The sequence below is a fragment of the Rhizobium sp. BE258 genome (assembly GCF_031457345.1).
GTDB lineage: Bacteria > Pseudomonadota > Alphaproteobacteria > Rhizobiales > Rhizobiaceae > Rhizobium.
This window is the reverse complement of sequence record NZ_JAVDWL010000001.1, coordinates 715493-733021: the sequence shown is the minus strand read 5'-3', so window position 1 is coordinate 733021 and position 17529 is coordinate 715493. Positions and strand designations below refer to the sequence as shown.

The window sequence follows — 17529 nt, the reverse complement described above, 5'->3', positions numbered from 1 at the left end:
CTAAGTGTCATGCAATTTAGGGAGACCGAATATGAAATTCGCTATTCTCACCGTTCTTGCTGCTTCGCTGGCGGGAATATCAGCCCAGGCCGCGGACCTGACACCACCGCCTGCGCCGGTTGAACCGGAGGCAATAACGCCGGTTTTCACCTGGTCGGGCCCTTATATCGGTGCCGAGGGTGGCTATAGCTGGACGACGTTCGATCCTGACGGTGCATCCAATGTCGACGCCAACGGCGGGATCCTGGGCGGCTTTGCCGGCTACAACTACCAGTTCGACAATAACTGGGTGATCGGCGTCGAAGGCGATGTCCTCCATAACTGGAACGAAGAGGACACGGCCTTTGGCTCCGTCGAGACGACATGGCAGGGCTCGGTCCGCGCCCGCGTCGGCTATGCCTTCGACAACGCCCTGCTCTACGGAACCGCCGGCTGGGCGATCGCACGGGCAGAAGGTCATCCGACCGGGGCTTCAGATGTTTCCGACACGCTGAACGGCTGGACGATCGGCGCAGGTATCGACTACGCCTTCACCCAGAACATCTTTGCCCGCGGCGAGTATCGCTATACCGACTACGGCAGCGGCAACTTCGGCGGTGCGGCGGGCGGTGATTTCGATCTGAACCAGAACACGATCATGATCGGCGTCGGCGTCAAGTTCTGAGGAGACGGAATGAAATGCGCGATCGCGGACGGCACGCCTTCACACGGCGTGACGCGAAGCTAGCCGTTTTCCAAAAGTCCGCTCTAGGTGTTCCAACATCCCCGTGGAAAACCGGAACACCGTGTTGCACTAAATTAGGACTTCGACAAAAGTCATTCCTCATGATGAGGAATGCTCACAATGCTGTCGGGTCTCGGGACAATCACCATTACGGACGAGAATTACAGCGAGCACGTGGCCTTCGAACTCGGTGAGCGTGACGGCCTGCTGTTTGGCGGCGAAGAGATCCTGCGGCGGGCACAGCGCGCCAAGAAGGTGTTTCTCTTCCTGCTGACATCGCGGCGCGAGTTGCGCATCCGCATTGCCAATGTCGAGCATTCCTGCGCCAATTTCGTCGTCATCAGCGAACCGCTTCCTGCCACCTGAGAGCGCGTGAAAAGGCCACGAGCGGGTCAGCGCTGCGTGGCCTTCATGACGCGGCCCGTGAGGCGAGCCGCGCCTCAGTTCAGATGTTCGAAGTCCGCCATGTTCTTCTCCGTCACCAGTTGGAACGGGATCCAGACCTCGCGGTCGATCTTTTCGCCCTTGATCGCCTTCAAAGCCGCATCGATCGAACCCTTGCCCTGACCCTTGGCATCCTGGAAGACCGTGACCTTCAGGTCGCCCGCCTTCATCGCCTGCAGGGCTTCCGGCGTGGCGTCGATACCGGCGACGATGATCTTCTCCGTGGATGCGCCGCCATTCTTCAATGCGGCGATGGCGCCGAGCGCCATCTCGTCGTTGTTGGCAAGAACGGCATCGAACTCCAAGCCCGATGTCAGCCAGTTGGAGACCAGATCGGCGCCGTTGACGCGGCTCCAGTTACCGACCTGCTCCTGAGCGACCTTCAGGCCGCTGCATTCAGGCGTCGCGATGACGTCATGGACGTCCTGAGTGCGCTGACGCGCGGCCTGGCTCGTCAGGTCGCCGATCATGATGACGACATTGCCTTTGCCGCCCAGAATGCGACAGACTTCCTTGGTCTGCAGCGTGCCGGATTCGGCCTCGTTTGAACCGACGAAAGCCTGTTGCTTGCCGAGTGTCGAAAGATCGGTCGGCTGAACGTTGACGTAGATCAGCGGGATGCCGGCATCCTCGGCAACCTTGCTGAGAGCCGGCGTGCCATCTGAATCGACGGGATCGACGATGATGGCCGAGACGCCGCCGGCAGCGAAATTCTTGACCTGGTCGAGCTGCTTGTTGACGTCCGTCGTCGCATCCTCGATCTGCAGCTCGACACCGACGGACTTGGCATAATCCTGCATGCCGTTGACGATCAGCGTCTGAAAATTGTTGGTGAGCGTCCCCATCGAAACACCGATACGATCGGCCGCGTGCGCCTGCCCAGCAAGCACCAGGGCAACCGCGCTGGTGGTCAGCAATTTCAGCATTTTCTCTCCTCCCAGAGATAAGGCGGCGCCAGCCGGCCGCAGGAAAACGTTAGCCGGGGAAGATCGCGCGGTCCGCGGAAAAATTGATGAAAATCCCTCATTTGCAGGGATCCGGACAGCAAAAGGCCCGGCGGAGAAGCCGGGCCTGCGGGTCGTTCACCTGGGAGGATCAGCCAGCCTGCTGTTCGCGGCGCGCCTTCTTTTCTGCGCGGCGCCTGGCCTGCTCCATGAACCGCTTGTCCATGCGCTCCTGCGCTTCGGATGAACCATCGTGGAATGTGCCGAACCACTTGTCGAGCGGGATCACGCCATCGGCGTAGTTGCACTCGAAATACTTGTGGTGAAGGTAGTGGTCGTAGCTGTGCGTATCGATGGCGCTTTCCTCGCCGACGACGATCTTGTCGAAACCGGCATGGCCGGGCGCCGGTGCAAGGCCGGCATGCGCCAGATGAAAGATCGCATGAACCGGGTTCGACGGAACGATCCAATGGATCAGCACGCCGGAGAAATACAGCAGGTGCTCGATCGGGTGCATGGCAAGACCTGACCAGGGGCCGGGATTGACGTTGTTATGATGCAGCTTGTGGACGGCATGATAGAGCGGCGGCCAGTGGATCAGCCGGTGGACCAGATAGAAATGCAGGTCGCGGAATGTCGGGATCAAGAGCATGACCACGGCGCAATAGACCGGTTGCTCGGCGAATGAGACATAGGGAATGATGCCATTGGCAAAGGCCCACAATGTGAGCACTTCGAAAGCCGTCCAGAGCGGCACGGCGCTGGCGAAAGTCCAGATGACATTATCGACCGTCTGATTGCCGAACAGAAAGGCATCATTGCCGACGGAGGGCCATTTGGCATTGAACTTGAAGCTCGTTCCCTGCTTCTTCTGCATGTAGAGGCGCAGGTGGAACGCGCCGAAGAAGACGAAGACGATTGCGGCGTTGCGCACCAGCAGATAGGCAATCCAGCCGATCGAGAAGGTCTTTGCCGTCTCGAGCGACGGCGTTGCATAGAGCCAGAGCAGCGTGCCGATCGCCGCATAAAGCACGTTCCACGGCATCAGATAGCCCGGATAGCCGAACACCCATTTCAGGAAACGGAGCGGCTGCACTGGCCAGATGAACACAGGCGGATACTGAATAAGCTTGGAAGGCGCCCAGTCGCCGCGTTTGTTGCGCTTCCCGTAAAGTGTGTCGTCCATCTGATATCCTCCAACTCGTGCCGGAAAATTACCGCAGCAATAGTGCCGTTTCCCATCGCTGTCTTGATGTGTTTTGATCAACTGAGCGATTTCGCCAGAGGCGCTGCAATGCTTGACTGTCGAGCGGAGTTTTGGGGAGGTTTTGATGAAAAAGACGACACTGCAGGATGTCGCCACAGAGGCCCGGCTTGGCATCGCCACCGTCGAGCGCGTCATCAACGGCCGCGGCGGCGTCACCGAGAAGACGGCAGAAAAGGTGATCCGTGCGGCCAAGAAACTTGGCTACGGCGAGCGCTCGACGGAAACGCATCGCGGCGCCATCCGCATCGAGGTCATTCTGGTGCGCCCTGAAACCAGCTTCTTCGCCCGCTTGAACCAGGCCTTCGAGCGCATTGCCGCATCGCTCGACCGCGCCGTCATCCTGCATCGCACCTTCATCAAGGAAAGCGATCCGATCGGCATGGCCCATCACATCGCCAATCCGAGCTTTCGCCGCTCCGGGCTGATCATCTGCGCGCAGGATCACCCGAAGGTCATCGAGAGCCTGCGGCGTGTGCGCGCCGCTGGCGTCGAGGTCGCCCAGGTCGTCACCCGCTGCGACGACCCCGAGGTTCCCTATCTCGGCATCGACAATTATGCCGCCGGGCGCAGCGCCGCCTATTACATGTCCGGCATGCTGGCTGCCCGGCGCGGAAACTTCGCCGCGATCTGTCATAGCGGGGCCTATTCGAACCATCGCCAGCGCATCCAGGGCTTTTCCGATTACCTCACCGAGAAGGGTGCCAATGGCCACGCGGTATCGCTGGTGATGATGGGACGCGACGATGATCTGCAATGCGCCGAACTGCTCGGCGAGGCGCTCCGCCGCGATCCTGAAATCATCGGCGTCTATTCGGCCGGCGGCGGCGACGAAGGTGTCGCCATCGTCCTGCAGCAATGGGCCAGGCAGCGTGATATCTTCTGGGTCGGACACGAGCTGACCGAGAAGAAGAAGCGCTATCTGGAAACCGGCCTGCTGGACATCTGTCTCGACCAGGCGCCCGAAGTGCAGGCGCGGCGCTCCGTCGATCTCATCCTGCGCAAGCTCGACATCATCCGCACCGAGGTCATCACCGATCCGGTGCGCTTCATGACCGTCAGCGCCCAGAACCTCTAACTAACGACGAGGCCAGCAATGCAATCCCTCACCGTCTTCCAATCCCTTTGGGCCATGGAGCTTCGAAGCGCACTCACCCCGGAGCGCGCGCTCGAGGAGAATATCGGCCTGATATCCGAGGCCGGTTTCGACGGCGTGAGCGCGCATTGGTATGACCGCGCCTATGTCCGGCCACTTGCCGCTTTGCTGAAGGACCACGGCTTGAAGGCGGAGGGGCAATGCTTTCCGAAGACGATCGACGAGCTGAAACCGGCGCTGGAAAATGCCGCAGAATTTGGCGTCGCCCATCTTTGCCTGCAGCCGGACGTCCGGCTGCGCCGGATCGAGGATTGCCTGCCGCTGCTGGAGGGTTGGCATCGGCTTTCAGAAGAGGCCGGCATTCCGGTCTTTATCGAGACACATCGCGACCGGATGACCACCGACCTGTTCTTCACCCTCGACCTGATGGACCGGCTTCCGGATCTGAAACTGCTCGGCGATCTCTCGCATTTTCTCGTTGGCCGCGAGTTCGCCTGGCCGGTCTCCGATGAGAACCACGAAATGATGCAGCGCGTTCTCGACAGCTCCTGGGCCTTTCATGGCCGCGTTGCCTCGCGCGAGCAGGTGCAGATCGAGATCTCCTTCCCGCATCACCGGCCGTGGGTCGATCTGTTCATGGGCTGGTGGGACTACGGTTTCCGCAGCTGGCGGCAGCGGGCAGGCGCCAGCGACACCCTCGCCTTCACCTGCGAGCTCGGCCCGAAACCCTATGCCATAACCGGCCGCGACGGCGAAGACAGCACCGACCGCTGGCAGGAGGCGCTGTTTCTGAAGGACGAGATCCGGGCGCTCTGGGCCCGGACTGCCGCGTGATCAGTAGAAATCGGGCTTTTCGTGTTGCGGGACCGCCACCCGCTCGCCCGACTTCCAGGCCTGAAGGCAGGCCTTGGTGACCTGCATCGCCATGAAGCCATCCCAGGCGCTGGCGCCGGTTGGCTGCCCGGTGAGTATCCCGGACGTCCAGGCTTCCAGCTGTGCCCGGTAGGCCTGCCGGAACCGCGGCCGCCAATCGGGCGGGGTGCGGAAACCGTCATGGCCCTTTGCGCGAAGCATCGTATGCGGGGACGGATCCAGCGATACGGTTCCGTCCTCGCAGACGAGCTCGGCGCGCACGTCATATCCGTATTGGGCGTCAGTGAAGACCTCGATGTCGATGACGACGCCCGATGCGGTCTGCAGCAGGATGAATTGCGGCTGGCGGTTCGGCGCATTCCGCGTCGGCGGCGGGCTGGTGACGAAGGCCGAGGCAATCTCTTCGTCCAGCAGGAAGCGGGCAATATCGAATTCGTGGCCTGCCGAATTGGCAATCACCAGATCCGAGGTCAGATAATCGGGCGCCACTGCGTTGCGGTGAATGCAGTGGAGAAACAGCGCACGGCCGAGTTCGCCCGATTGCAGCGTATGCTTCATCTCGCGATAGCCGGGATCGAAGCGGCGCATGAAACCGACCTGCACCAGACGGCGCCTGGCATTGGTTTCGGCACTGATGATCGCCTCGGCATCCTCGATGCCAGCCGCAAGCGGCTTTTCCACCAGGACCGGCTTACCGGTGGCAATCGCCTTCAGCGCCAGCGCAGCATGCGTTTCATCGGGCGAGCAAACCATGACGGCGTCGACATCCGGGTCGGCGATCAGCTCATCCGCACCGGCAAAGACACGGGCACCTGAGGCCTCGCCAACTGCGATCGCGCGCTCCCGGCTGAAATCCTGAACAGCGGTGAGCCGCGCATTGGCTACACCTTCAGCAAGGATCGCCGCATGGTCACTCCCCATCACGCCGGTGCCGATGATGCCTATCCTGACCTCTGTCATCGATGTTCCTTTCGGGATTCCGCTTTAGGGAATTCAAGCTAAGCGCGCGGCAACAGCGATTTCAAGTTCACCGACACCTGCGAAAGGTCTGTGGCATCGGGTTTTGCCCGCTTGGCGATCAGCATTTCGGCGAGGCGGATATCCTTGGCGATGCGATTGCCGGGTCCAAAGCCGCTGGCGGCAAGCAGGCGCCCGTCTTCGCCGAGGTGGAAGAGAATGAATGTCCCGGGCTCGATTTCCCGGCGCACGCTCGTAACCGCGCCGTCGGCGAGACCGGCGATCTGCAGCGTGCAATCATATTGATCCGACCAGAACCACGGGACGGCCTCGTAGGGGCTGACAGCACCCAGCATGCCGGCGGCCGCATGCGCGCCCTGATCCTGCGCATTCCGCCAGGCCTCCAGCCGGATTCGCCTCGCGTCATAGGGAAATGAACAGCAGTCTCCAGCCGCAAAAATTGCCGGATCCGAGGTTTGCAGGCTGGTATCGACGGCAATGCCGTTCTCGACGGTGAGACCGGCCTTCACAGCCAGTTCGGAGCGAGGTTGAGCGCCGATGCCCACCACCAGCGTACCGGCTTTCAGGATTTCACCGGTGATGAGGGCCAGGACGACACCATCGCTGTCACCGGATAGCCGCTCGATACCGGCGCCGCACACGATCCGCACGCCATTGCCTTCGTGAAGCGCCTGGACCTTTGCGGCGATCTCCACAGGCACGCCCCGCATCAGAATGCGCGGCAATGCCTCGATGACAGTGACCTCAAGCCCGCGCTGGCGGGCAGCCGCCGCTAGTTCGAGGCCGATAAAGCCCGCGCCGATGATCGCGACGTGGCCGCCCGCCGACAGCCGCGCAGCAAGGCCCGCCGCATCGTCGTGGGTTCGCAGATAGAAAACATGCTCGAGCCCCTCGGCCGCGGGCAGGCGCCGCGGGGCCGCACCGGTTGCGATCAGCAGCCTGTCGTAGGGGATTCGCCGGCCGCTTGCCAATTCGACGGCGCGGCGCTCGCGATCGATCGCAGTGGCGGCATCGCCGGCGATGACCACGATTCCGTGTTCGTCATATTGCGACCGCCCTGCGATAAACGGCGGCTCAGCGCCATCGGGCGCCAGCATATGCTGCTTGGAAAGCGGTGGCCGTTCGTAGGGCAGATGCCGCTCGTCGCCAATAAGCGTGATCGATCCATCGAAGCCCTGATCGCGTAGCGCGAAGGCAGCGCGCGCGCCGCACTGGCCGCCGCCGATGATGACGAAATGCTGCATCGGCGTCATTCCAGTCCGAGAAACACAGCGCCGTCTTCGACCTTGACGGGATAGATCCGGAGGTTGACGCAGACGGGCGCGCCCCTTGCCTCGCCGGTGCGATAGTCGAAGCGTCCGTTGTGTTTCGGACATTCGACGATGTGGTCCATGACCAGACCATCGGCGAGATGAACCTTCTCGTGGGTGCACATCCCATCCGTCGCATAAAAGCTGTCATCGGGGCTGCGGTAGACGGCGAAGGTCTTTCCGCCGTGATCAAAACGGATCACGTCCTCGTTCTCGACATCATCGATCTCGCAGGCCTTCACCCAGTTGCTCATCCGATCCTCCCGAATTCATCGCGTTTGATCAGAACCTAGGCGATCGGCCGGAAAATCGCGGTCAGATTCTTGATCAAAACCCATCAATTCGAACGGCGGGAATAGCATCTCGACAGGACCAAAACAGCATGCGGGAGCTATTTATGAAAACCATTTGACTAAATAAAAACTCGGTGCCAAGCTGATGACATTCTGAGGGCTGTGGCATGACATTGCGTGGTACCAATCAGGAATCAGGGCGTCCGTATAACCGGCGTATCGTTCTCGAAGCGATCCGGTTGAACGGTCCGGTGACGCGCGCAGACATCGCCAAGCGCGTCAGCCTGACGGTGCAGACAGTCTCGACCATCGTTCGCGAACTCGAAGAGCAGGGCTACATCCTCTCGGTCCGAGAAGAGCCGAGGGGGCGCGGTATTCCGCCATCGGTGCTGACGATCAATCCGCAGGGCGGCTATGTCGCGGGCATCCACCTAACCCCGCTCGGTATCGACGCGGCACTGGTCGATCTCAACGGCAATATCGTCGAGAGCGCCTATCGCACCGCGCCGAATGTAGCGCCCGATCTTGCGTTCCAGCTGATCGGCGAACTGGTCTCAGAACTTCGCGCCGGTGGCAGCAAGCGCATCCTGGGAGCCGGCATGGCGCTGCCGGGTCCCTTCGGCATCGATTCCATGAGCTTCATCGGTGCGACGACAATGGCAGGCTGGAAGGACGTGCCGCTCAAGGAGCGGCTGGCGGAAGCCGCCGATCTGCCTGCTTTCATCGACACGGACATGGCCTGCGCGGCACTCGGCGAACAGCTCTACGGAATTGGCTCGCAATTCTCCAACTACTACTATCTCTATTTCGGCGTCGGCCTCGGCGGCGCCATGGTTCACGACGGCGCAGTGATGCGCGGCGGCTGGGGCAATGCCGGCGAAATCGGCCATATCCCGGCGGTACCGGATGGCGAGCCCTGCCCCTGCGGCAACAGCGGCTGCCTGGAACGCTATCTTTCTCTCGACGCCTTCAATCGCCGCGGCGTGTCGCAGCAAATGTGGGCCGAGGAAATCCGGCCGATCTTCCACAACGCCGTCCGCACCATCGAGAACCTGCTCGACCCGCAGACGATCGTGCTCGGCGGGCTGGCGCCACCCGACCTCATCGAAAAGCTGGTGGCCTCGGCCGGCCTGCCGAATTCCGTCGCCGCCCGCAAGGATCGAAAGCATCCGCGGCTGGTCATGGCGAGCGATTGCCAGAACTCGGTGCTCCGCGGCGCGGCAGCGCTTGCCGTCTCCAGCCTGCTGTCGCCGCGCTTCGGCCAGATGTTTTCCACCCCCGACGAGAAAGGGATCGCCGCATGAGCGAACCGCTGCTGGTGCTCGACAATATCCGCAAGAATTTCGGCGCTATCGAAGCGCTGAAGGGGGTCAGCTTCTCGATCGGCAAGGGCGAGGTCGTGGCACTGCTGGGCGATAATGGCGCCGGCAAGTCGACGTTGGTGAAGATCATTTCCGGCGGGCTGGAACCATCGTCCGGCCGGATGCTCTTCGAAGGTCGCGACTATGTGGCCAAGACCCCGGCCGAGGCGAAGGCCGCCGGTGTCGAGACGGTCTATCAGGACCTGTCTCTCGCCACCAATGTCGATGTCGTCGCCAATTTCTTCATGGGCCGCGAAATCACCCGCAAGGTGCTCGGCATTCCCTTCCTCGACGAGCGGGCGATGGAAAAGGTCGTCGGAGATGCGCTTGCCAATGCCGGCACCCGCATCCCGTCGCTCCGCACCAAGGTCGAGCATCTCTCCGGCGGCCAGCGCCAGGCGATCGAGCTCAACCGCTTCGTCCATTGGGGCGGCAAGCTGGTGCTGCTCGACGAACCCTTTGCAGCGCTCGGTGTCGAGCAGACGCGCCGCGGCCTCGAGATGATCCGCCATGTGGCCAACCAGGGCATCGGCGTCGTCATCATTACCCACATCATGCAGCAGGCCTTCCAGGTCGCCGACCGGATCGTGGTGATCCGCCAGGGCGTCGTCGCGGGCGACGTCGAGACATCAAAGACAAATGCAGACGCGGTGATTGAAATGATCACCGGACAAAGCCTCGCCGGTGCCGGACCGGTGAGACCATAAAAATTGAGGGTCCGGCACAAAAGGAGAGAACGACATGAAGCGAATAGCCTTAGCCGCGCTGACCGTTCTGGCGCTCGGCATCTCATTGATGACGACCGCCTTCGCGCAATCGAAGGGAACGGTCTATTACCTCGTCCCGACCTTGCTCGATGAATTCCAGACCGGCTCGGTCAGCGCGCTTGAGATGTTTCTCAAGCAGACCGGCTACGAAATGAAGACGCTGAACGCCGACAACAAGACGGATGCGCAGCAGTCGCAGATGAACGATGTCATTGCCTTGAAGCCCTCGGCGATCATTCTGGCCGCCGTCGATTTCAACGCGCTGAAACCATCGATCGAGGCCGCACGCGCCGCCGGTATCCCGGTCGTCGAGTTCGACCGGCAGATCACCTCGACGCAGTCGGACTTCACATCGGTCGCCGGAACGATCGAGATCGGCTATGTGGCGGCCGAACAGGCAGAAAAGCTGCTGAAGGCAAAGAATGGCGACGTGAAGGGCAAGGTTCTCCAGGTTCTGGGCGATCCCGGCGATCCCTACACGCTCGACATCCAGAAGGGCTTCGAAGAGAAGATGAAGGCCTTCCCGGGCGTGAAGATCATCTCGGTGCCTGCCATGCAGTGGGAAGCCAGCAACGCCGGAACGATCGTGTCCGACCAGATGCTTGCCAACCCTGATATCGACCTGATCTTCAGTCATGCCGCGCATCTCTCGGTCGCCGCCGTCGCTTCGCTCGAAGCCGCAGGCAAGAAGCCGGGTGATGTCATGCTGATGAGCTCCAACGGCGCTCCTGTCGGTCTCGACCTGATCCGCAAGGGCTGGCTGAACGTCGAAGTCGAGCAGCCGCTTTATGCGCAGGCCGCGGCCGTCGCCATCTTCATGGACAAGATCGCCAAGAAGGAAGAGATCAAGCCCGGCGAATATGACGTGCTCGGCCTGAAGGGCGTCGTCACCAAGGAAGCATGGGGTCCGAACATCAAGATCCCCGGCGCTGCCATCACCAAGGAGAATGTCGACGATCCGGCCTTCTGGGGCAACCAGAAAGCACCGACCGCACAGGTCAAATCGGTCGAATGAGCGACATCCAAGCGCCCGGGCTTCACAGCCCGGGCTCCCTCCCCAGCAACCGGAACGGCCTGATGACACCTCGCACGCGTCAATTCTTTGAGCTCGTCCTCGATAATCTCGTCTGGTTCATGCTCATCTTCGTGCTCGCCGTCTTTTCGGCGTTCGTCCCGAACTATTTCCAGCTTGGCATCTTCGCCAATATCATCGAAGCCTCCAGCGTCCTCGGCGTCATGTCGATCGGCCTGTCGCTGGTAATCATCGCCGGGCATATGGACCTTTCGGTGGAGTCAGTCGCGGCGCTGTCGGCCATGGCAGTCGGCATCCTGTTCTGCTCGGCCGGCATCGGCATCGGCTTCACGCTCAGCCCGGAATGGCTGATGGTGCCGGTCTCGCTGCTGATCGCCCTTGCCGTCGGCGGCCTGATCGGGCTGCTCAACGGCTTCCTGATCGTCAAGGTGAAGATGAATGCCTTCATCATCACGCTGGCCTCCTATATCTGGGTGCGCGGCATCGTGCTTGCCGTCTCGGGCGGCCGCTCCGCGCAGGATCTGGCACCCGCCATCCGCTGGTTCGGTATTCAGAGACTGATCGGCCTGCCACTGACGGCCTGGATCGCCATCTTCTGCTTCGTGCTGTTTTCGGTGATCATGGCCAAGACCCCGTTCGGCCGTCATCTGACGATGATCGGCGGCAATGAGACGGCAACGTTCCGCGCCGGCATTCCCGTCCAGCGCAACCTGATCATCGCCTTCGTCATGGCAGGCGCGATCGCCGGTCTCGCCGGCTGGCTACTCGCCATCCGCACCTCGGGCGCGACAGCCAATCTTGGCGTCGGCCTGCTGTTCAACGCCTTTGCGGCCGTCGTCATCGGCGGCGTCAGCCTGAAGGGCGGCGTCGGCGCCCTGCCCGGCGTCTATGCTGGCGTGCTGCTGCTGTCGTCGATCAACACCGCCATCAATCTCATGGGCCTGCCCGCCAATTTCACCCAGGTTATCCACGGCTTCCTGGTGCTGGCGGCGGTCCTTCTCGATACATTCAAGCAAAAACTGCGTCAGAGGCTCGCATGACTGGAAGACTGGACGGAAAAATAGCGGTTGTCATCGGCGCCGCCCGCGGCATCGGCAAGGCGACGGCCAAGCGCTTTCAGGAAGAAGGCGCCACGATCGTCCTCGCCGACTACGAAGAGGAAGGCGGCCGCGCCGCCGCCGCGGATCTCGGCGTCACCTTCTTCAAGACCGATATCTCGAAGATGGAGGACGCCAAGGCTGTCATCGCCTTCGCAGTCGAGACCTATGGCAGGATCGATATCATCGTCCAGAATGCCGGCGTCTATCCCTGGCAGCTGATCGAGGATACCAGCCCCGAGGACTGGGACAACGTCATCGCCGTCAATCTGCGCGGCTCCTTCAACGCGGCGCGCGCAGCACTCGACCCGATGCGGAAGCAAGGCTATGGACGCATCCTCTTCACCTCGTCTATCACGGGGCCGCGTGTCACCAGCCCGGGCCACGGCCATTATTCGGCGACCAAGGCCGGGATCAACGGCTTCATCCGCGCCGCAGCGCTCGAATTCTCCTCCTATGGCATCACCGTCAACGGCGTCGAGCCGGGCAACATCATGACCGAGGCGATGCAGCTTCACCGTGGCCCGGCCTTCATCAAAAACATGGAGGATGCCATTCCGCTCGGCAGGCTCGGCAGCCCGCGCGATGTCGCCAATGCCTTCCTGTTTCTCGCCTCCGACGATGCAAGCTACATCACCGGCACGACGATCGTCGTCGATGGCGGGCAGCTTCTGCCTGAGGGAAGCGATTTCAGGCTCTTGCCTCCGTGAGCTGGCGGCGGTCCTCACGGTCTCGTGAGCGAAGTCGGCCGCCCGTCTCTTGACCTTCGTGACTGCTTCCCTACTTCGCAACTCGGGCGAAGAAGTTGGGAATGACATGAAGGTATTGATCGTTGAGGACGAGGGCATCATTGCCTGGGACCTCGAAAGCATGGTGCTCGACAACGGGTTCGAGGTTGCGGGACTCGCAAGGACGGAAATTGAGGCGCTCTCGCTGGCACGGCGAGCCGATATCGCGCTCGTCGACGTACAGCTGGCGGACGGCCCGACCGGTCCGCAGATCGCCCGCACGCTGATCGATCTCTATGGCATCGAGGTCGTCTTCATGACTGGCAATCCCGAAATTGTCGCGGGCTTCGAGGGCGCCGTCGGCGTCGTCACCAAGCCGCATCACCTCGACAAGGTCAAGTCGGCGCTGATGGATGCGCTGGCTGCCAGAACCCGCAAACGGGATGCCAGGTCCAGCGGCGCGACGGCTGCCTGATGTAGTTCGCTGCAGCGGAAGGCCGTCAGTTTTCCGCCCGCCAGAACCGTTCCCTGAATCCGGTTCCGGACGCGTCCCTCATGTAATTCCTTAGCTCTCTCTCGGCATCGAGGCCGGGGAAGATTTCGGCGATCTGCGATTCATATTTCAAGATCGCCGCGAACTTGCGCTCGAAGTCGACGTCGATATCAACATGATCCCTGACCGTCCAATTGGTCCGCTCCAGTGCAGCCGGCACGCTGTCCGGATGGCCGGGCGGGAAGAAGCCGGCGGCATAGGGAATGTCCTCATAGAGATAAATATCGGCGTTCCAGGCAGCACTGCATTTGCGGAAAGTCTCGGTGGTCACGACATGATCCAGATGGCGGCCGACCGCCATTGGGCAGAGGACGATCGTCGGGCGCACCGCGGCGAACCATTCCGCCAGCAAATCCTCCAGCGGCGCCCAGGCCGGATCCCGATCCGATGGCGGCGAGAAGACCGCCTCCCGGGTCGCGTAAAGGGGGATGCCATCGCGGTCTTTGCGATAGATTGAATCCGTCATGCCGCCATGAATGTAATCGGCGCCGAGGCGCGCGATCGAGGCGATATCCTCCTCGCGCCTGACGGCATACGGATTTGCGCCGAGCCCCCACCATTCATGCAGCTCGCGAACCAGCGGTGACGGCTCACCCTGCAGATCGGCATCGCCGGTAAAAATCGTCGCCGCGACGACATGGGCACCATCTTTCACCGCCCTGTCCATTAGCCCGCCGGCACTGAGAACCGCGTCGTCGAGGTGCGGCGAGAGGATCAGGACGCGGTCGTCCCCGGTGAGCTTGTCGAGCATTACGGCATCCGTTCGTGTGGCGATTTTCCTTGCAGACAAAAGACGCCGGATTATTCACCCCAGCCGACAACACCCTTGATTTCAAGGAAATCATGGATCGCCCAATCGGCGTACTCGCGGCCGTTGCCGGACTGCTTGTAGCCGCCGAAGGGTGCGAATGTGTCCCAGTCCGGATAGTTGAGATAGACCGAACCGGCGCGCATGCGCTTGGCCACGGCGCGGGCATGCTCGATATCGGTCGACTGGATATAGGCGGCGAGACCGTAGACCGTATCGTTGGCGATGCGAACGGCATCCTCGTCGTTCTCGTAGGAGATGATCGAGAGAACCGGCCCGAAGATCTCCTCGCGCGCAATCGTCATGCCGGGCGTGACATGGCCGAAGACTGTCGGACGGATATAATAGCCGCGGTTCAGCCCCTCCGGCCTGCCGGGACCGCCGGTGACCAGCGTCGCACCTTCGCTGATGCCGCTCTCGATCAGGCGCTGGATCTTGTCATATTGGATCTGGCTGACGACGGGGCCGAGATCGACGCCTTCGGCGCGCGGATCGCCGGTCTTGAAGGCTTCGGCCGCCTTTTTGGCGATGGCAAGCACCTCGTCGTGGCGGCCTGCCGGTACCAGCATCCGGGTCGGCGCATCGCAGGACTGGCCAGAGTTGCCGAAGCAGCCCTCGACACCCTTGGCGACGGCCGTTTCGAAATCAGCGTCGTCGAGAATGATGTTTGCCGACTTGCCGCCGAGCTCCTGCGCCACGCGCTTGACCGTATCGGCGGCGGTCTTCGCAACGATGATCCCGGCCCGCGTCGAACCGGTGAACGAGACCATATCGACATCAGCATGTCCGGCCATGACCTGGCCGACATCGGGACCGGTGCCATTCACCAGATTGAACACGCCCTTCGGCGTTCCCGCGGCCGCCATCACCTCGGCGAAGATGATGCCGCTGATCGGCGCGATTTCCGATGGCTTGAGAACGACCGTGCAGCCTGCGGCGATCGCCGGAGCCACCTTGCAGACGATCTGGTTCAGCGGCCAGTTCCAGGGGGTGATCAGCGCGCAGACGCCGATCGGCTCCTTGACGACGGTGGTCGTGCCGCGCTTTTCGCTGAATGTGTATTCCTCGAACGCGGCGATCGTCGCTTCCATGTGAGCGCGCCCCACCCCGGCCTGCGAATCGCGGGCGAATGGCAGCGGCGCACCCATTTCCTGGCTGACGGCCTGGGCGATATCTTCGAAGCGCTCATTATAGCATTCGAGAATCCGCTTCAGCAGCGCCAGACGCTCCTCTTTCGAGGTCAGCGAGAACGTTTCGAACGCCTGCTTCGCAGCTGCAACAGCCTTGTCAACATCGGCTGCAGAGCCACCGGAGATCGAGGTATAGGTTTCTTCGGTCGATGGATCGATCACCTCGATCGTCTTCGGCATCACAGGATCGACCCAGGCGCCGTCGATGAAGAATTTCAGGTGGTTATTCATGTGTTCTCCAATGCCGTTGGTAGCTCAGGCGCGGGCAGCGCGATGGCGCTCGACCGGTGTCATTGACGGACACTAGCCGAACTTTGCAAATGTGAAATAGCAATTGCGAGGCAATCTCTGCCGCCGCCACGCGGCGGTGTTTCTCACCGGGCAAACCGTGTCGAGAGAATGATCGAGGACAGCGTGCGGTCGACGCCATCGATCGCCCCGATCCTGTCGATCACCTGGTCGAGCTCCGATATCGACGGCGCAGCGATCAGCGCGATCAGGTCAAACGATCCGCTGACGGAATGCAGCGCCGTCACCGTCTGCATCTTGTCGAGGGCCGATGTCACCTGCGCCAGCGCCTTGGGCGCGATGGTGATCAGGATATGCGCCCGGATCAGCCCCGAGGCATAGGCATCCGACAGCCTGACGCCATATCCGGCGATCACGCCCTCGCGCTCGAGCCGTTCCAGCCTCGCCTGCACCGTCGTTCGCGATAGCGACAGTTTCTTGGCCAAGGTGGCAACCGGCAGACGGGCATTTTCGCCGAGCAGCGCCAACAGCTCCCGGTCTTTCACGCTCAGATCCATCGCTCTACACTCCGCAAAGATTGATCAGCAAACTGATTTAATATGTCCGTCGTTTTGCGCATTCTGCCGCTATTTTATGTGAAGTCCACTGCTAGGCTTATAAAAATCCTATAAACGTCATCGAGGGCTGATATGAAAGAAGTTGTTGTTGCAGGCGCAGGCAAGATCGGTGGCGCCATCGCCTTGATGCTGGCCGATACGGGCGCGTACAAGGTGCTGGTCTTGGACCGCAGCGCTGAACAGACCGAACGGGTCGAGCGGCATCCGGCGATTTCGACCGCCGTGCTTGATATTTCCAGCCATGCGGATCTGGTGGCCACGCTCAAGGGCAAGTTCGCCGTCCTGTCGGCAGCGCCGTTCAATCTGACCGGCCTGATCGCCGAGGCGGCCCTTGCCGCCGGCGTGCACTATCTCGACCTCACGGAAGACGTTGCGACGACCAAGAAGGTCGAAGCGCTGGCAGAGAATGCCGAAAGCGCCTTCATTCCCCAGTGCGGCCTGGCGCCGGGCTTCATCTCGATCGTCGCCAACGATCTGGCCAAGCGCTTCGACAAGCTCGACAGCGTGCGGATGCGTGTCGGCGCGCTGCCGCAATATCCGTCCAACGCTCTGAACTATAACCTCACCTGGAGCACCGACGGCCTGATCAACGAATATATCGAGCCCTGCGAGGCGATCGTCGAAGGCAAGTTCATCACCGTTCCGGCGATGGAAGAACGCGAAGAGTTCTCGCTCGACGGCGTAACCTATGAGGCGTTCAACACCTCTGGCGGACTGGGCACGCTTGCCAAGTCGCTGGAAGGCCGCGTGCGGACGATGAACTACCGCACGATCCGCTATCCCGGCCATCAGGCGATCATCAAGGCACTCCTGAACGATCTCAACCTGAAAAACCGCCGCGACGTGCTGAAGGACCTGTTCGAGCATGCGTTGCCCGCCACCATGCAGGACGTGGTCATCGTCTTCGTGACCGTCTGCGGCTGGAAGGACGATCACTACCTGCAGGAAACCTACGCCAACAAGGTGTATTCCGGCGTCGTTGCCGGCCGCAAGATGAGCGCGATCCAGATCACCACCGCGGCAGGCATCACCGGCGTGCTCGATCTTCTTGCCAACGGCAAGCTTCCGACCAAGGGCTTCGTACGACAGGAAGAAATCGCTCTTGCCGACTTCCTCGACAACCGCTTCGGCCAGTTCTACAGCCCCGAAGCCGCGCGCCTCAAGGCAGCCAGCTGAACCAGCCCTCAGAAATCGAACTGC

At 61.6% G+C, this 17529-nt stretch carries 19 protein-coding genes; 11 read left to right on the top strand and 8 right to left on the bottom strand.

The features are described 5' to 3' along the window. Positions 1–31 precede the first annotated feature (31 nt). Together J2X43_RS03405 and J2X43_RS03400 are read left to right on the top strand one after the other, a co-directional pair. Positions 32–664, top strand: a complete 633-nt coding sequence (locus J2X43_RS03405; RefSeq protein WP_112388601.1) for an outer membrane protein — start codon at positions 32–34, stop codon at positions 662–664. 180 nt (positions 665–844) lie between these two features. After that, complete coding sequence (locus tag J2X43_RS03400) at positions 845–1090, top strand: hypothetical protein (RefSeq protein WP_112388602.1); 246 nt, start codon at positions 845–847, stop codon at positions 1088–1090. A 74-nt stretch (positions 1091–1164) separates the two neighbouring features. On the opposite strand, the gene J2X43_RS03395 is transcribed toward J2X43_RS03400, so the two are convergent. Further along, the gene (locus tag J2X43_RS03395) at positions 1165–2094 is read right to left on the bottom strand and encodes a sugar ABC transporter substrate-binding protein (RefSeq protein ID WP_112388603.1); all 930 of its coding nucleotides are present in this window, start codon (positions 2092–2094) and stop codon (positions 1165–1167) included. A 169-nt stretch (positions 2095–2263) separates the two neighbouring features. Further along, positions 2264–3298 carry a sterol desaturase family protein gene (locus J2X43_RS03390; protein WP_112388604.1) on the bottom strand — a complete coding sequence of 345 codons (1035 nt, stop codon included), beginning with the start codon at positions 3296–3298 and terminating at the stop codon, positions 2264–2266. Between the two features lie 145 nt (positions 3299–3443). On the opposite strand from J2X43_RS03390, the gene J2X43_RS03385 reads away from it, so the two are divergent. Then, a complete protein-coding gene (locus J2X43_RS03385) occupies positions 3444–4454 on the top strand; it encodes a LacI family DNA-binding transcriptional regulator (protein WP_112538233.1) in 1011 nt (336 codons plus the stop codon). A gap of 18 nt (positions 4455–4472) precedes the next feature. Next, on the top strand, positions 4473–5306 hold the full coding sequence (locus J2X43_RS03380; protein ID WP_112388606.1) for a sugar phosphate isomerase/epimerase: 834 nt from the start codon (positions 4473–4475) through the stop codon (positions 5304–5306). Here J2X43_RS03380 and J2X43_RS03375 read toward each other — a convergent pair whose 3' ends face one another. Genes J2X43_RS03375 through J2X43_RS03365 form a run of 3 tightly spaced genes read right to left on the bottom strand, consistent with a single transcriptional unit; the run spans position 5307 to position 7887 of the window. Continuing rightward, positions 5307–6305: a Gfo/Idh/MocA family oxidoreductase gene (locus J2X43_RS03375; RefSeq protein WP_112388607.1), complete on the bottom strand. Its 999-nt coding sequence runs from the start codon at positions 6303–6305 to the stop codon at positions 5307–5309. A gap of 38 nt (positions 6306–6343) precedes the next feature. After that, entirely contained in the window at positions 6344–7567 is a 1224-nt protein-coding gene (locus J2X43_RS03370) for an FAD-dependent oxidoreductase (protein ID WP_112389024.1), read from the bottom strand. A 5-nt stretch (positions 7568–7572) separates the two neighbouring features. Next, positions 7573–7887, bottom strand: a complete 315-nt coding sequence (locus J2X43_RS03365) for a MocE family 2Fe-2S type ferredoxin (RefSeq protein WP_112388608.1) — start codon at positions 7885–7887, stop codon at positions 7573–7575. A 206-nt stretch (positions 7888–8093) separates the two neighbouring features. On the opposite strand from J2X43_RS03365, the gene J2X43_RS03360 reads away from it, so the two are divergent. From J2X43_RS03360 to J2X43_RS03335, 6 genes are all read left to right on the top strand, one after another. Further along, positions 8094–9230, top strand: a complete 1137-nt coding sequence (locus tag J2X43_RS03360) for an ROK family transcriptional regulator (protein WP_112388609.1) — start codon at positions 8094–8096, stop codon at positions 9228–9230. Then, positions 9227–9994 (top strand): ATP-binding cassette domain-containing protein, encoded by a 768-nt coding sequence (locus J2X43_RS03355; protein ID WP_112388610.1) that lies wholly within the window; start codon positions 9227–9229, stop codon positions 9992–9994. The genes J2X43_RS03360 and J2X43_RS03355 overlap by 4 nt, the downstream gene beginning before the upstream one ends. Positions 9995–10028: 34 nt before the next feature. Beyond that, positions 10029–11069 (top strand): sugar ABC transporter substrate-binding protein, encoded by a 1041-nt coding sequence (locus J2X43_RS03350; protein ID WP_112388611.1) that lies wholly within the window; start codon positions 10029–10031, stop codon positions 11067–11069. A 62-nt stretch (positions 11070–11131) separates the two neighbouring features. Beyond that, positions 11132–12127 carry an ABC transporter permease gene (locus J2X43_RS03345; protein WP_112389025.1) on the top strand — a complete coding sequence of 332 codons (996 nt, stop codon included), beginning with the start codon at positions 11132–11134 and terminating at the stop codon, positions 12125–12127. Beyond that, entirely contained in the window at positions 12124–12894 is a 771-nt protein-coding gene (locus J2X43_RS03340; RefSeq protein ID WP_112388612.1) for an SDR family NAD(P)-dependent oxidoreductase, read from the top strand. The genes J2X43_RS03345 and J2X43_RS03340 overlap by 4 nt, the downstream gene beginning before the upstream one ends. 58 nt (positions 12895–12952) lie before the next feature. Further along, a complete protein-coding gene (locus tag J2X43_RS03335) occupies positions 12953–13387 on the top strand; it encodes a response regulator (protein WP_310291280.1) in 435 nt (144 codons plus the stop codon). Between the two features lie 25 nt (positions 13388–13412). Here the strand turns inward: J2X43_RS03335 and J2X43_RS03330 are convergent, their stop codons facing one another. From J2X43_RS03330 to J2X43_RS03320, 3 genes are all read right to left on the bottom strand, one after another. Beyond that, positions 13413–14216 carry a PIG-L deacetylase family protein gene (locus J2X43_RS03330; RefSeq protein ID WP_112388614.1) on the bottom strand — a complete coding sequence of 268 codons (804 nt, stop codon included), beginning with the start codon at positions 14214–14216 and terminating at the stop codon, positions 13413–13415. 50 nt (positions 14217–14266) lie between these two features. Continuing rightward, positions 14267–15694, bottom strand: coding sequence for an aldehyde dehydrogenase family protein (locus tag J2X43_RS03325; RefSeq protein WP_112388615.1), 1428 nt, complete (start codon positions 15692–15694; stop codon positions 14267–14269). Between the two features lie 143 nt (positions 15695–15837). After that, on the bottom strand, positions 15838–16269 hold the full coding sequence (locus J2X43_RS03320; RefSeq protein WP_112388616.1) for an Lrp/AsnC family transcriptional regulator: 432 nt from the start codon (positions 16267–16269) through the stop codon (positions 15838–15840). A gap of 132 nt (positions 16270–16401) precedes the next feature. On the opposite strand from J2X43_RS03320, the gene J2X43_RS03315 reads away from it, so the two are divergent. After that, a complete protein-coding gene (locus tag J2X43_RS03315) occupies positions 16402–17505 on the top strand; it encodes a saccharopine dehydrogenase family protein (RefSeq protein WP_112388617.1) in 1104 nt (367 codons plus the stop codon). Positions 17506–17529: the final 24 nt, after the last annotated feature.

Bases quoted from the DNA above. Each gene is read 5' to 3' on its own strand.
- J2X43_RS03405 (WP_112388601.1), top strand. From the start codon at position 32: ATGAAATTCGCTATTCTCACCGTTCTTGCTGCTTCGCTGGCGGGAATA.
- J2X43_RS03400 (WP_112388602.1), top strand. From the start codon at position 845: ATGCTGTCGGGTCTCGGGACAATCACCATTACGGACGAGAATTACAGC.
- J2X43_RS03395 (WP_112388603.1), bottom strand. From the start codon at position 2,094: ATGCTGAAATTGCTGACCACCAGCGCGGTTGCCCTGGTGCTTGCTGGG.
- J2X43_RS03390 (WP_112388604.1), bottom strand. From the start codon at position 3,298: ATGGACGACACACTTTACGGGAAGCGCAACAAACGCGGCGACTGGGCG.
- J2X43_RS03385 (WP_112538233.1), top strand. From the start codon at position 3,444: ATGAAAAAGACGACACTGCAGGATGTCGCCACAGAGGCCCGGCTTGGC.
- J2X43_RS03380 (WP_112388606.1), top strand. From the start codon at position 4,473: ATGCAATCCCTCACCGTCTTCCAATCCCTTTGGGCCATGGAGCTTCGA.
- J2X43_RS03375 (WP_112388607.1), bottom strand. From the start codon at position 6,305: ATGACAGAGGTCAGGATAGGCATCATCGGCACCGGCGTGATGGGGAGT.
- J2X43_RS03370 (WP_112389024.1), bottom strand. From the start codon at position 7,567: ATGCAGCATTTCGTCATCATCGGCGGCGGCCAGTGCGGCGCGCGCGCT.
- J2X43_RS03365 (WP_112388608.1), bottom strand. From the start codon at position 7,887: ATGAGCAACTGGGTGAAGGCCTGCGAGATCGATGATGTCGAGAACGAG.
- J2X43_RS03360 (WP_112388609.1), top strand. From the start codon at position 8,094: ATGACATTGCGTGGTACCAATCAGGAATCAGGGCGTCCGTATAACCGG.
- J2X43_RS03355 (WP_112388610.1), top strand. From the start codon at position 9,227: ATGAGCGAACCGCTGCTGGTGCTCGACAATATCCGCAAGAATTTCGGC.
- J2X43_RS03350 (WP_112388611.1), top strand. From the start codon at position 10,029: ATGAAGCGAATAGCCTTAGCCGCGCTGACCGTTCTGGCGCTCGGCATC.
- J2X43_RS03345 (WP_112389025.1), top strand. From the start codon at position 11,132: ATGACACCTCGCACGCGTCAATTCTTTGAGCTCGTCCTCGATAATCTC.
- J2X43_RS03340 (WP_112388612.1), top strand. From the start codon at position 12,124: ATGACTGGAAGACTGGACGGAAAAATAGCGGTTGTCATCGGCGCCGCC.
- J2X43_RS03330 (WP_112388614.1), bottom strand. From the start codon at position 14,216: ATGCTCGACAAGCTCACCGGGGACGACCGCGTCCTGATCCTCTCGCCG.
- J2X43_RS03325 (WP_112388615.1), bottom strand. From the start codon at position 15,694: ATGAATAACCACCTGAAATTCTTCATCGACGGCGCCTGGGTCGATCCT.
- J2X43_RS03320 (WP_112388616.1), bottom strand. From the start codon at position 16,269: ATGGATCTGAGCGTGAAAGACCGGGAGCTGTTGGCGCTGCTCGGCGAA.
- J2X43_RS03315 (WP_112388617.1), top strand. From the start codon at position 16,402: ATGAAAGAAGTTGTTGTTGCAGGCGCAGGCAAGATCGGTGGCGCCATC.